We start from the raw sequence: 12,340 nt of genomic DNA, 5'->3' as shown, positions 1-12,340 counted from the left end.
ATAAATTAAAAAATATAGAAAGCCGACTACTGCTTCTAACTTTATTGCTTATAGAAGCCTAGATGGGACCAACCCTTACACTGCAAATTTATACTTTTTTTTAATAAATCTCATAATAGCATGATAGGTTTAACTAATAAAAAATATTAGCTTATCCTATCTGATCTATTTATCTGGAAGAGATTGTTACCAAAAGGAACGCCCAATGATGCAATAAGACGTTCTTTGTATAAAAGTTGGCATTAGAAATGCTCGTCCCTAAAGTTGATCAGAAGGTTGGCTTCTGAAAATATGGCATAAAATCTTTTTATTTAAAACGGCAAATCGTCTTCTACATCAGCAGGAGATGGAGATGATGGAGATGATTCGTTTGATTTATTACCTTTTTCTAGACGCCATGCTTGCAAAGCATTAAAGTATTTCACAACACCTTCTGGATTGGTCCATTTTCTGCCACGTAGATTGAAATGAACCGTTATTTCTTCTTTTTCTGTGAAGCCATCTAGCAAATCACATTTGTCCTGAATCAACTCAAAAGAGATGTATTCTGGATATTGTGGATTCTCTACATATTCTACCACGAAATTTCTTTTTTTAAATGATTCAGACACTTGCTGTGGTGGATTAATTTCAAATAATCTTCCAGTTATATGCATAGTATGTATGGGTTTAATGAAATAAAAATGATACGCAACCTCTTTCTCTTTCGAAACGCTATATTTAGTGCGCTAAAGAAGGCTACGTTGCTCAAGCCTAGATGATCCAGATTGTATCTTGAATACAATCTACCTGTGATTATCTTAATTATTTTTGGAAAATACAAAAGCAACTAAGAATAATAGCCCTGTTATGGTAACCATTGTGGCTGCCATAGAGCTATTCAACCAGAAGCTGATATAATATCCGCTAATAGACGTGCATATAGCAAAGAGTATATTGTAAAATAACAAACGCTTAAGAGATTTTGTAACCAAATACATAGCTGCAGCTGGAACAATTAAAAGGGCGACGACTAAAATTGCGCCTGCTACTTCAAATGCAGCAACGGTGGTCAATGAGGTTATCCCCATCAAGGCATAGTGCCAACGGGTTGTGCGTACCCCAATGCTTTCTGCGAATTGTGGATCAAAGGTAGTTACAAATAGATATTTATAACCGATGATAAGAAAGGTTAAGTTGGTCACTAAAGCGGTTGATAAAATATAAAATGCTTTGGGTCCTAGGTTTATACCACCATTCGTTCGCCAAACATCTAATGTAACGGTTGCCAGTTCGCCATATAAACTGCATTCTGGATCTAAGTCTATTTTTCTACTGAAAAAAGAGATGAGAATAACCCCTAAAGCAAAGAGAAATGTAAAGTTTATGCCTATAGCAGCATCTACCTGTATGCTTATTTTTTTTTCTAAAAATGCGATGAGAAAGGTAACGAGCACACCTGTTATACCAGCTCCAGCGATGAGTACAGGTGAATTTTTAGATCCAGTGATCAGCAGAGCCAATACAATACCTGGTAGTGTGGAGTGGGCAATGGCATCCCCCATCATGGCGATTTTCCTTAATAGCAAGTAGGTACCTACTAAAGCACAATTTATACTGGCAAGTGCAGCAACAATAATGGTCCAAAGCGCATCCATAGCTACGATTTTACAGCTAAGGCTGTCCCTAATGCGGCAAAGAGCTCAGGCCAACTATAACTATTTTGTATCCCTGTTTGCATATTTTTTAGCGTGTAGTGATGCATAGTGTATTCTTCTTCTCCTAGTATAACCACAAAAGGGATGTTTTTTTTATGCGCATAAGTTAATTGTTTTTTCATTTTTACCCGTTGGGGATATATTTCTGCTTTAAACCCATCTAGACGCAACTGATTCAATAACTTAAGCAGTTGTGCTTCTGCTTTTTCTTCAGTGTTGGTCAACAATACCTCTGTTGTGTAATGCGTAATGGATGGAAAGAGATTTTGCTCCTCCATAAGGTCGTAAAGCCTATCTATGCCAAAGGAAAACCCTACGCCAACCAATCCAGTTATGCCAAATGTATCTCCGAGATGTTCATACCTCCCCCCCCCACCTAAGCTGCCTATGGATGCATTTGCCACGGTTAACTCCATAACCAGGCCGGTGTAATAGGCTAAGCCCCTTGCTAAGGTTGGATCAATAGAACATGCACCATCTGGCAAGCCAAGGGCATGCGCTTGTGTCAATATGTTGCCCAATGCTGCTACTGCTTTTGATCCTGTATCTGTATGGCCAATTGTTGCTTGTAGTTGGCTCAACCGTTCAGCATTGCTCCCTTTAAACTTTTGCAATAAGGAAAAGGATGCAATGGTTTGGCTACTAAAGCCTGCTGCTTGTAATGCACTGATCACTTTTTCGCAACCAATTTTTTCTGATTTATCTACAATGGCACAAAATATTTTTTCTTTTTCTGGCTCAACAATAGTGGATAATACGCCTCTATGATTGATTTTAATGCAAAAATATTTTATGCACAGCTTGGTACATACATCATAGATTAATTTTAAAATTTCCGCTTCACACAATAAAGCGCTGCTCCCGATAATATCGGCATCACACTGTAAAAACTCTCTATATCGACCTTTTTGCGGTCTATCTGCACGCCATACGGGTTGAATTTGATAGCGTCTAAATGGGAAACACAATTGATGTTGATGCGTTGCAATATAACGCATTAAAGGCACCGTTAAGTCATAGCGAAGCCCTTTATCGCTGATCAGCGGTTTTAATTTTTTGTAATCTGTAGCGCTTGTTTCTATCCCTTCTAGGAAGTTTCCAGATTTGAGTACATTAAACATCAACTGCTCTCCTTCTTGGCCATATTTTCCGGTAAGGGTAGCACGGCTTTCCAGCGCAGGCGTCTCGAGTGGCGTAAATCCATAGCGTGCATAAATAGACTGAATGATAGAAAGCATATAATTGCGCCGCTGAACCTGAAGGGTAGCGTAGTCGCGCATGCCTTTTACAAGACTGGGTAATAGAGCCATCTACTTTTGCTAATGGGTGAAAAATAGGTTTCCATCTTAAAGCAATCGAACCTAATCAGCTGCTAATTTACATGATCATAAGATAATTCACAATAGATGATCAACCATTCTAAAGTTTAGCTGCACAGGCACCCCATTATACTTTTGGAAAGTTCCTTAATGTTATGTATAAATACAGGTAAAGTTATTAGCTTTCAACATTTTTAGCCCAATCCCAATGTGTAACAAAATATATATGAGACACTTTAGTCTGGTCTCAGGGCTGTATATACATTTCTTTCTTTCGACAGTTGCTTGCAGTGCTAAAAAGCATTATGAGAGTAAGAAGCATTACAACCATACGAACGAAATGGTCTTTTATAACCATGAATCAATAGCTACCCAAAAAGGTTTTAATCTCTATTACAACTGTTCTAGTGATAGATTTGCATGGGAACCTTTGACTACGATTGCTAATAACCAGGTAGTCATTGACAACCAGGTATTAATCTGTACTGAAAAAAAGCCTAGCCTACGTTGTAATAGTTTTTCTATTGATGCGCCTATGTTGCGCTGTATGCGTAGGTTTGCAGCGCAAAATCTTTTAGAAGGGTTTCTACCTCTAGGTTATGATACAAAACCACTAAGTAGGGAACCATTTCATATTATAAATGGGTGGCTAGTAGGGGTATACTATGGCAAACAATTCTTAGTTTTTTCCCCATTTCATGCTATACAATATATCATTGATACGGATAAAGAAAATAATCTTAATTTCAAACAAACTGTTGCTAGAGATATACACTATGAGCCAAGATTTTTAGCTTTGCTTACAGCCATATACTATAACTGTGAAGAAGCTCTTAAACTACTAACATATAATGTTAAAAAGAAAACCTGTAGTGTGTTTTTAACTGTGGAAAGACCATGGGAATCTAGTGAAAATGCTACTAATATCCTCTTTTATCTAGTGGAGAATATGGCTAAAGATATGGAAGAAGGAGGTCATCAATGTCCATATTATCAAGCAATATTGGAATACTTACTATTCAATAATAAAGTCAATGCAACTACGCAGGATCCTTTCTCCAAAGACAACATCCTGCATGAATTGGCTTTCAACAGTGCGCATGATACATTAGAAATAGTACTAGATGCTTATAAAAAACATATTGATACAAGAAACGCTAATCAAGGAAAAGATAAATTTTTTCATCTAAAGGAATTATTCACACTATTACATACTAAAAATATAGAGGATCATACGCCATTCGAATTAGCAAAAGCAAAATTGCAAGAAGATTCCCCTATCATCCCATTGCTAGAGGAGGCAGATCGATTCGTTAAAAGACAGCATGGGACCATACATCTAGAAGAAAAAGGCCCTGCAACCTGTTCGCTTTGTTCGTTCTATCCGCTCTCCCTTTATAACCCAAAAAAACGGAAATCAAAATGGATGGACTCTTATTTTGAAGAATGCCAGACAAAATGTATAAAATGTGGATAAATAATAATTTTAAATATTGTATCTATAGCTATTTTAGTTTACATAAAGAAAAATAACTTATGGATATAGCTTCTCATATAGTATTAAAATCCTTAACAAAACAACCTTTTGATTTTTATGTCATTTGAAGCACCTTTACTTATAATTGTGGTATTCTTACTGCTTACCCTGCTCATAGGGGTATTTACGATTAGAAGACATACGATCTTTCGGGAATATGCTATAGGCAATAGGCAGTTTTCTACAGCTACTTTAGTGATTACCCTATTGGCTTCTTATTATGGGGGTGGGATTCTCATACGAAATGTAAGTATATTCCCTTCTAATAGATTTTTCTGGATTATCTGGCAATTTTTTATCAATGGTCTTATTTTCTTGACCATTAGTTGGTTGGCAGGGCGTATGCATAAACTCACCTATCATCTCTCCATGCCGGAAACCATAGGGCGTGTATATGGAAAATATCCAAGAATGATTACTGCCTTAACGGGCATTTTTTATCTGATTGTTTTTCTTGCCATACAAATTAATGTAATCTCCCAGGCCATAAGGATCTGTATCGCCTCAGATATACATACCATTACCATACTTACTACTATCATTCTTTGCATCTATACTATGCTGGGTGGTATTCATGCCATTACATTTACGGATGTATGGCAGTTTATAATTTTTTTCAGCATCATTCCTATACTAACATGGATGATGTTTAAAAACGTAGGTAAACCAGCAGCTGAAATCATTTCGTTTTTACAAACTCAAAAAAAATTTGAGTTGAGTATGTCTAATCTTTTTTTTCCTTTCAACAACAAGCTATTACCTATACTGTATTATCTATCAGTGATAGCCAATATAGAACCTTCTGTTATGCAGATAGTCTATATGTCTTCTAGCCCTTCCCAAGCAAGAAAGGTATTTCTATATGCTGCTTTTTTTTCCTGTGTTATTATTACATGTATATTATTAATTAGTTTATTTGTTTTTATAAAAATGCCAGATTTACCTAGTGTAGAGATTTGGAACTATGTACTAGCTAGTACCCCTCCCTATTTTAAGGGACTGATTTGTGTTTGCTTGTTAGCTATGGCCATGTCCACAGCTGATTCTAAGCTACATACCTCTGCGATTATGATTAGTTATGACCTATTGGGGAATATGCGCAGTATAAAAAGATTTTGTTCTGATCAGATTCTATTGGCACGTATCGCTATCTTATTGATAGCTATACTCGCTATGTTATTAGCGCTTTATAAAAATTTCTTTGCGCATTTAACCAGTATGCTTCTTTCCATTACCTGTATATATGCGGTTATCGTTGTTGCGCCATTTATTTTAGCTGTTTTAGGGTTTCGTAGTACCACGCGTACTGCTTTGATGGGTATGACTACAGGTTTATTAACGCTATTTGTCTGGAACAAATGGATTAGCCATATGGTCGGACCAACGAGTGGTACTTTTATTTCTATAGCAGCGAATGCTGTATCGATGCTAACTGCACACTATATTTATGGCCAGCGTCCAAGGAGATAAAAGCATCAGATTATTAAGGAAGATTTATTTTACCTTATACACTATACGCATGTACCAAATACTTTTCTTTAAAAAAAGTTTCGCTAAAATAGCGCTGGAGCGGATATAGTTCCATAGATAATGGCAAGGTCTCAAATAGCGCGCCTTTTAGGTAAAGGATACCATTATACAGTCTATTTTTTTGTTCCTTCGCTATTTTATCTTTTACCCAACTATACAACAAAGCCAAGTTGGCAACGCCTCTTCCTACTATAAAATCATAACGTTCCTGTAAGCGCTCCCCTCTTATCCAAGAGGTTCTAATATTGCGCAATCCAAGGGTATCTACGATTACTTGTACTGCTTTTATCTTTTTTGCAGTAGCATCAACTAAATGAAAGTCGACCTCTGGAAAGATAATTGCCAAAGGAATACCAGGAAAGCCACCTCCTGTACCAAAATCTAAAATCTTAGTATGGGCTGCAAAAGTAGTGACCTTAGCAATGGCTAACGAATGCAAGACGTGGTGGAGATAAAGATGTTCGATATCTTTACGTGATATAAGGTTGATGGCGGAATTCCAATCAGTATAAAGCGCACCTAGACGGTCAAAAAGCGCTATTTGGGCTGGTGCAAGCTCAGGAAAGTAGTTGGATACAATAGACTTCATGCAAAATATAAACTAATCAGATCCAACTGTTTGGCTACCCTCATCTTGCAACATTTCAAAAACAAAATTGTGGTTGGTATAGATACAAATATCCGCGGTTATGGTCAAACTTGCACGAACCATTTCCATAGCGGTTAAATGAGGGGCATGTTGCATCAAAGCCATGGCAGCAGATTGTGCATACATACTGCCTGATCCAATAGCTGCTAAGGGGATAGTCTGGTTCTAAGACATCACCTGTACCGGTAATCATTAATAGGGCCTCTGGGTTGGCCACTACCAACATTGCCTCTAACCGTTTCAGCATACGATCTGTACGCCAATCCTTAGCCAGTTCAATGGCGGACCGTTTCATATTGCCGTGATAGCTTTGCAGTTTTTCTTCAAAACGTTCTAATAGGGTAAAAGCATCAGCTGTAGAACCGGCAAAACCGGCTAAAATTTTGCCTCCAAAAAGCTTTCTTACCTTTTTAACGTTATGCTTGGCAACGATATGGCCAAATGTAGCTTGGCCATCTGCACCAATAACTACTGCGCCATTATGGATAATGGCCAACACAGTGGTGGACTTAACTTGGGTCATATGATTCGTAGGCTAGAAGTTTATAGCAATAGACTAAATGGGTTTTCCAACAACGTTTTTAACGTAGACAAAAACAATGCGCCTACCGAGCCATCTACCGCGCGATGGTCGCAAGACAAAGTAACCTGTAAGATATGTGCAGGAACCACCTGATGATCTTGCACAATAGGTACTTCCTGAACAGCACCAACGGCTAAAATACAAGCTGCAGGTGGGTTAATAATAGCTGAAAAGGATTCTACACCCAACATGCCTAGATTTGAAATGGTAAAAGTAGCACCTGTAGTATCTTGAGCAGTAAGTTTTTTCCGTTGCGCTTGCTCGTATAGCATTTTTACCTCTTTGCTCATTTCTACCAGTGGTTTTCGATCTACAAAACGCACTACAGGAACCACCAAACCCTCTTCAACAGCTACCGCTATACCTATATGGGCATGCTGGTAGCTTCTTATCTTATTGGTTAACCATGCCACATTTACCTTAGGATGTTGGACAAGCGCCAAGGCAACAGCCTTAACAATCAGGTCATTAATAGAAATCTTTGTTGCCGCATGGAGGTTCAGCTCTGTGCGCAACGCAAGGGCTTTACCCATATTAATGCCAACCGTTAAGTAGAAATGAGGAATATGCATTTTACTCTCTGTCAGCACCTTTGCGATCGTTTGACGCATAGTAGAAATCGGCAGGTCTTGATAAGATGATTGCATCGGCACGTCAAAAGGCCCTTCTAAGTGATCGGGTACAAAGTCAACTACATCCTGCTTAATGACCCGCCCTGCAGCACCAGATCCCTGAATTTGGGTGATATCATATCCCTTTTCTTTTGCTATTTTTTTGGCTAAAGGCGAAGCAAAAAAGCGATCTGAAGGCAAAACAGGCTGGGTAGCGCAAGTAGCTTCTACCACTACCACTTGGTGGTCTACAACGGAATCAGACGGAAGAGATGGCTGCGTCATATCGGCATCAGTAGCCCCATCCATAGAAGCCGTAACAGCCAGTAAGGCGTTAATATCTTCTCCAGCTTCACCTATAATGGCAATAATATCATTGACCCGTGCGGCTGATTTTTCTGCTACACCTATATACAAAAGCGTACCATCATCATAGGCCTCTAGCTCCATAGTAGCTTTATCGGTCTCTATTTCAGCAAGTATATCTCCGGCTACTACCTTATCCCCTACCTGCTTGATCCAGCGACTTATAACACCTTGCTGCATGGTGTCACTCATCTTAGGCATCCTAATGAACTCTGCCATATGTTTACATAACCTGTTTTCGAAAAAAATCTCATCTGATAAGGCACTTTTACCTTTCCTTTTGCTTGAGCAAGAAATAAAATATAAATTCCTTTTCGATAAATTTACATATAATTTAGCAACTATACTGCGTTATCTATAACACATCCATTCAGCCGCATGGAAATGCTATGCCCAAACAGGAAAACAACCACTCTTTTTTACATCTATGTTAGCATCTTTTTTAGCCTTTCTGCAGCGCGAACAACTGATCAAAAATCCAGACCAAACTATGCTTTTAGCCGTAAGCGGCGGCGTAGACTCTGTAGTACTCACGCACTTATTTAAACAGGCTAGCCTGCCTTTTGCGATTGCCCATTGTAATTTCAACTTACGTGGCGCAGAAGCAGATGAAGAAACTGAGTGGGTCAAAGCATTGGCCGCTTCCTATCAGGTACCCTGTTATACCACCCGATTCGAGACGACCACCTTTGCGCATCACCAGAAGGTTTCGATCCAAATGGCTGCCAGGACTTTACGGTATAATTTTTTTCACAAACTGCTGCAGGAACATGGATGGCATCAAGTCGCTACAGCACACCACTGGGATGATTCAGTTGAAACCATACTATTCAACTTTATTAAAGGCACAGGCATTAAAGGCTTTTATGGTATGCAGCCGATACATGGCCAGGTGATACGTCCTTTGCTTTTTACCAGCAAAAAGGAGATCATAGCCTATGCGCAACAAGAAAAACTCCATTGGCAGGAAGACAGCTCAAATAGATGCAACCATTATAAAAGAAACTTTATCCGCAACAAAATCATTCCCCTGCTACACCAAATTAACCCAAACTTTGAAGCCACTACGCAAGAAACCATTACAAAATTAAAAGAGGTAGGGAGCCTCTTTGAAGACCATCTGGCTCAGATTAAAAAAGAGATCAGCACTTTTAAAGACAGGACGCATTACTTAGCAATCGACCAAATCATCGATCAGCCATGGGCCGCTACTGTTGCATTTGAATTATTGCGTCCTTATGGTTTTACCTTTATACAAATCAAAAAGCTGATAAGCGGCACTAGAGCGAGCGGAAAGCGCATCGATGCAACAGACTATACCTTATATGTAGATAGAAAAATGTGGTTAATCAGCAAAAAAAAAACATCGCTGCTGCAAGAAAAAACGATTGCAGCGGCTACAGAATCGCTGGCCTATGGTGGCCATAGCCTACACTTTCACCTTTACTCTAAAGCCGACTATATATTAAAAAAAACAGCAATGGTGGGCGCATTTGATTACGATCTCTTGCAATTTCCGCTGACGATACGCCCATGGAAAGCTGGAGATATTTTTTACCCCCTTGGCATGCAAGGGCGTAAAAAAATTAGCGATCTATTGATTGACCTTAAAATACCAATGGCCATTAAAAATAAAACATTAGTGGTCACAAGCAAATATCAGATTCTATGGGTAGTAGGCCACCGCATAGACGAACGTTTTAAAATAAGCCAGGCGACAAAAAGGGTATTCGAAATCGTAGTGGATGATCTCTCAACTATGTGTTCATAACATTGGTAAAAATAGGTACGTTTTTTCCTAGTTCCTGTTTTTATACCTGTTTTTTATAAATTATGGAGGAGTATGCCGCTAAATGGTAAAACCTTAGCGTACATTTACGAACGATTTTGCCTAGCACCCTTAAATGATCCAAATATACTATGGTTGTATTTTTCAATCTTACTATTCAGTTTTCTGCTTCTTGTTGCTAGGTCCTGATTCGGGGACATAATCCTAGTGTTTTCTTTTTATATGCTGATTTAAGGCCCCGTTGTCATAGAATATTTTTCCACATTTTGGACATGGATCAGATCTTTTTCCTTTGACAGATAGAGATTTACTAAGCTCATCTATAGGTTTAGCTGGATATTCTATATAACCTTTTACTAGTTGAATTTGACCTTCAATCTTTTGACGATATTTAACATTTTCTCTACTTCTAATTTCTTTAATTCGATTTTCTGCAAAACGAATAGTAGATTCTAGCACATCTTGTGATATGATACAACCATGCTGCTGTAATTCACCCAATAAAATTTCAATGAAATTTGTATTATTGTATTTTAGAATGTCTAAATCAATACAGGTAAAGAGATCATTATTTTGAATACTAAAAATTTCATCTATATCCTTATTTAGATCATCATGTATAAGTTCTTTTAAGATCATTTTAAGTATATCTCCACTAACATCATCATTGTCTTTATTCCACATCTTGGATAAAATATGTAATGGAGTATCTCTTTGCTTATTTTGTGTTTTTAGCATTTCAATTGTAGCTTTATACCGATGGACTTTATCTTCATAACGGCCAAAAATATCATTAACACGAGAATATTTGCCATTTTTGATTGCATTATGCAGTTGGATATTGCCTTCTTGATCTATATCAAATAAAAGTTTGATCACACTTTCATGGCAATTACAACTACAACCTTTTGTATGAATCATATCCTCTAATTCATCTGTTGTTATATGCTTCAAGATAATTTTAATAAAATCAATACGTCCTTCTTTGGATAGACTATGAATCAGGCTGAACTCTTGCCCATTTCGTTGATTTAATACTTCTTTTATATATTGACTTTCATATTTGTGATCGCAGAAATCTTGAACAGATAATCTGCATAGGATTTTTTTAAAATCATCTAAATCGTTATCATTTAAATTTTTGTTTTTGACTGAAATATAAAGGTTTTTAATACGTATCATATTATCTAATAATTCCATCATACTTGGATTAGGACCCTGAGTATACAAACTTAATTTCGACTTAGTAGATTCTAATTGTTCTAGATCAACATAATCCGATAAAAATATAACACAATGTTCATGCCCATTTATGGCTGCAATATCAATCGTGTTATATCCGCAATTATTTTCAAGACTTAAAATTTTACCTATACTTTCCTTCTTTACGACAGATTTAAGTAGGTATTCTACCCTACATAGGACCATTTTAATAGTATCTAAACAACTATTTTTGGCTAAAATATAAAGTGCGGTTTCACCTGCGAAATTTTTTGCTTCTAAAGCAGCAAGTAAAAAGTGAAAATCATTATTACTAAAACTATCGATGAAATTTTTAATAAAAGAATAATTATTTTCTTTAGCTGACCTATGCAAGTCATTATTTCCATATTTATCTAGTATACTTGCTGATGAATGACTCATATTATTATCGTCGTTTATCATTTTATTGGTTATGTAGTCTTCTTCATTTTTATTACTAATATTTTTCGTACTACAGCCATATATAAAGCATGCCAAAAATAGACAGTTAAAAAAAGAGCATAAATCCTTGTTATAAAATCTATTTTTTAATAAATTAACCAGGTATTTTTTCATTTTATTAAAATTAACTGTTGAATTAGAAAGAAATGTATTGATTACATCAGGTTAGCTAGGTTAGATCTGATACTTGCAATAAATCATGAAAATAAAAAAGGTGACAGAGCAACCCATTTTATATTGCTTTTAGATGGGAATAAGTAGCGTAAAATTTTTAATATATTTTTAATATAATTAACTGTTTTTTAAGGTGCCGTATAAGTATTTTATTTTTGAATAAATTTTTGATTCCTACTAAGCAATAAAATGTCACTATAGAAACATGACAACATAAGATTTTCTTGACCAAGTTTAAGATGACCATAGCTGCAGCCATTCTACCTACTTTCAACTTTAAATCCATGTAAAATTAAAATGGATTTTACATAAACTAGTTCCTAAAACTGACTTCTTGAAGAAGCAACAATACTCTAAAAATTTGAAAAAATTTTATTAAAA

General features: G+C 36.8%; 9 protein-coding genes and 1 pseudogene. 3 read left to right on the top strand and 7 right to left on the bottom strand.

Annotated features, from left to right (window positions below; genetic code table 11):
• Positions 1–311: 311 nt before the first annotated feature.
• The 3 genes from ACOALF_RS03600 to hisS form a co-directional block, all read right to left on the bottom strand.
• On the bottom strand, positions 312–656 hold the full coding sequence (locus tag ACOALF_RS03600) for a DUF3127 domain-containing protein (RefSeq protein ID WP_419241143.1): 345 nt from the start codon (positions 654–656) through the stop codon (positions 312–314).
• A 144-nt stretch (positions 657–800) separates the two neighbouring features.
• The gene (locus ACOALF_RS03595; protein ID WP_419241142.1) at positions 801–1,637 is read right to left on the bottom strand and encodes a metal ABC transporter permease; all 837 of its coding nucleotides are present in this window, start codon (positions 1,635–1,637) and stop codon (positions 801–803) included.
• 2 nt (positions 1,638–1,639) lie between these two features.
• Complete coding sequence (gene hisS / locus ACOALF_RS03590; RefSeq protein WP_419241141.1) at positions 1,640–3,007, bottom strand: histidine--tRNA ligase; 1,368 nt, start codon at positions 3,005–3,007, stop codon at positions 1,640–1,642.
• Positions 3,008–3,356: 349 nt separating this feature from the next.
• On the opposite strand from hisS, the gene ACOALF_RS03585 reads away from it, so the two are divergent.
• Positions 3,357–4,493 (top strand): hypothetical protein, encoded by a 1,137-nt coding sequence (locus ACOALF_RS03585; RefSeq protein ID WP_419241140.1) that lies wholly within the window; start codon positions 3,357–3,359, stop codon positions 4,491–4,493.
• Positions 4,494–4,610: 117 nt separating this feature from the next.
• A complete protein-coding gene (locus ACOALF_RS03580) occupies positions 4,611–6,023 on the top strand; it encodes a sodium:solute symporter family protein (protein WP_419241139.1) in 1,413 nt (470 codons plus the stop codon).
• A gap of 34 nt (positions 6,024–6,057) precedes the next feature.
• Here the strand turns inward: ACOALF_RS03580 and ACOALF_RS03575 are convergent, their stop codons facing one another.
• The 3 genes and pseudogenes from ACOALF_RS03575 to ACOALF_RS03565 form a co-directional block, all read right to left on the bottom strand.
• The gene (locus tag ACOALF_RS03575; protein WP_419241138.1) at positions 6,058–6,672 is read right to left on the bottom strand and encodes a 16S rRNA (guanine(527)-N(7))-methyltransferase RsmG; all 615 of its coding nucleotides are present in this window, start codon (positions 6,670–6,672) and stop codon (positions 6,058–6,060) included.
• A 12-nt stretch (positions 6,673–6,684) separates the two neighbouring features.
• Positions 6,685–7,255: pseudogene (gene hslV / locus ACOALF_RS03570) on the bottom strand (ATP-dependent protease subunit HslV).
• 20 nt (positions 7,256–7,275) lie between these two features.
• Positions 7,276–8,511 (bottom strand): dihydrolipoamide acetyltransferase family protein, encoded by a 1,236-nt coding sequence (locus ACOALF_RS03565; RefSeq protein WP_419241137.1) that lies wholly within the window; start codon positions 8,509–8,511, stop codon positions 7,276–7,278.
• Between the two features lie 208 nt (positions 8,512–8,719).
• Between ACOALF_RS03565 and tilS the strand changes: the two genes are divergently transcribed.
• On the top strand, positions 8,720–10,063 hold the full coding sequence (tilS, locus tag ACOALF_RS03560; protein ID WP_419241136.1) for a tRNA lysidine(34) synthetase TilS: 1,344 nt from the start codon (positions 8,720–8,722) through the stop codon (positions 10,061–10,063).
• A 222-nt stretch (positions 10,064–10,285) separates the two neighbouring features.
• Here the strand turns inward: tilS and ACOALF_RS03555 are convergent, their stop codons facing one another.
• Positions 10,286–11,821 (bottom strand): hypothetical protein, encoded by a 1,536-nt coding sequence (locus tag ACOALF_RS03555; protein WP_419241135.1) that lies wholly within the window; start codon positions 11,819–11,821, stop codon positions 10,286–10,288.
• Positions 11,822–12,340 lie beyond the last annotated feature (519 nt).

This window comes from Cardinium endosymbiont of Nabis limbatus, from assembly GCF_965196625.1.
In the GTDB taxonomy this organism is placed as follows: domain Bacteria; phylum Bacteroidota; class Bacteroidia; order Cytophagales; family Amoebophilaceae; genus Cardinium.
This window is presented reverse-complemented; position numbering and strand designations above follow the sequence as displayed.

Bases quoted from the DNA above. Each gene is read 5' to 3' on its own strand.
- ACOALF_RS03600 (WP_419241143.1), bottom strand. From the start codon at position 656: ATGCATATAACTGGAAGATTATTTGAAATTAATCCACCACAGCAAGTG.
- ACOALF_RS03595 (WP_419241142.1), bottom strand. From the start codon at position 1,637: ATGGATGCGCTTTGGACCATTATTGTTGCTGCACTTGCCAGTATAAAT.
- hisS (WP_419241141.1), bottom strand. From the start codon at position 3,007: ATGGCTCTATTACCCAGTCTTGTAAAAGGCATGCGCGACTACGCTACC.
- ACOALF_RS03585 (WP_419241140.1), top strand. From the start codon at position 3,357: ATGGTCTTTTATAACCATGAATCAATAGCTACCCAAAAAGGTTTTAAT.
- ACOALF_RS03580 (WP_419241139.1), top strand. From the start codon at position 4,611: ATGTCATTTGAAGCACCTTTACTTATAATTGTGGTATTCTTACTGCTT.
- ACOALF_RS03575 (WP_419241138.1), bottom strand. From the start codon at position 6,672: ATGAAGTCTATTGTATCCAACTACTTTCCTGAGCTTGCACCAGCCCAA.
- ACOALF_RS03565 (WP_419241137.1), bottom strand. From the start codon at position 8,511: ATGGCAGAGTTCATTAGGATGCCTAAGATGAGTGACACCATGCAGCAA.
- tilS (WP_419241136.1), top strand. From the start codon at position 8,720: ATGTTAGCATCTTTTTTAGCCTTTCTGCAGCGCGAACAACTGATCAAA.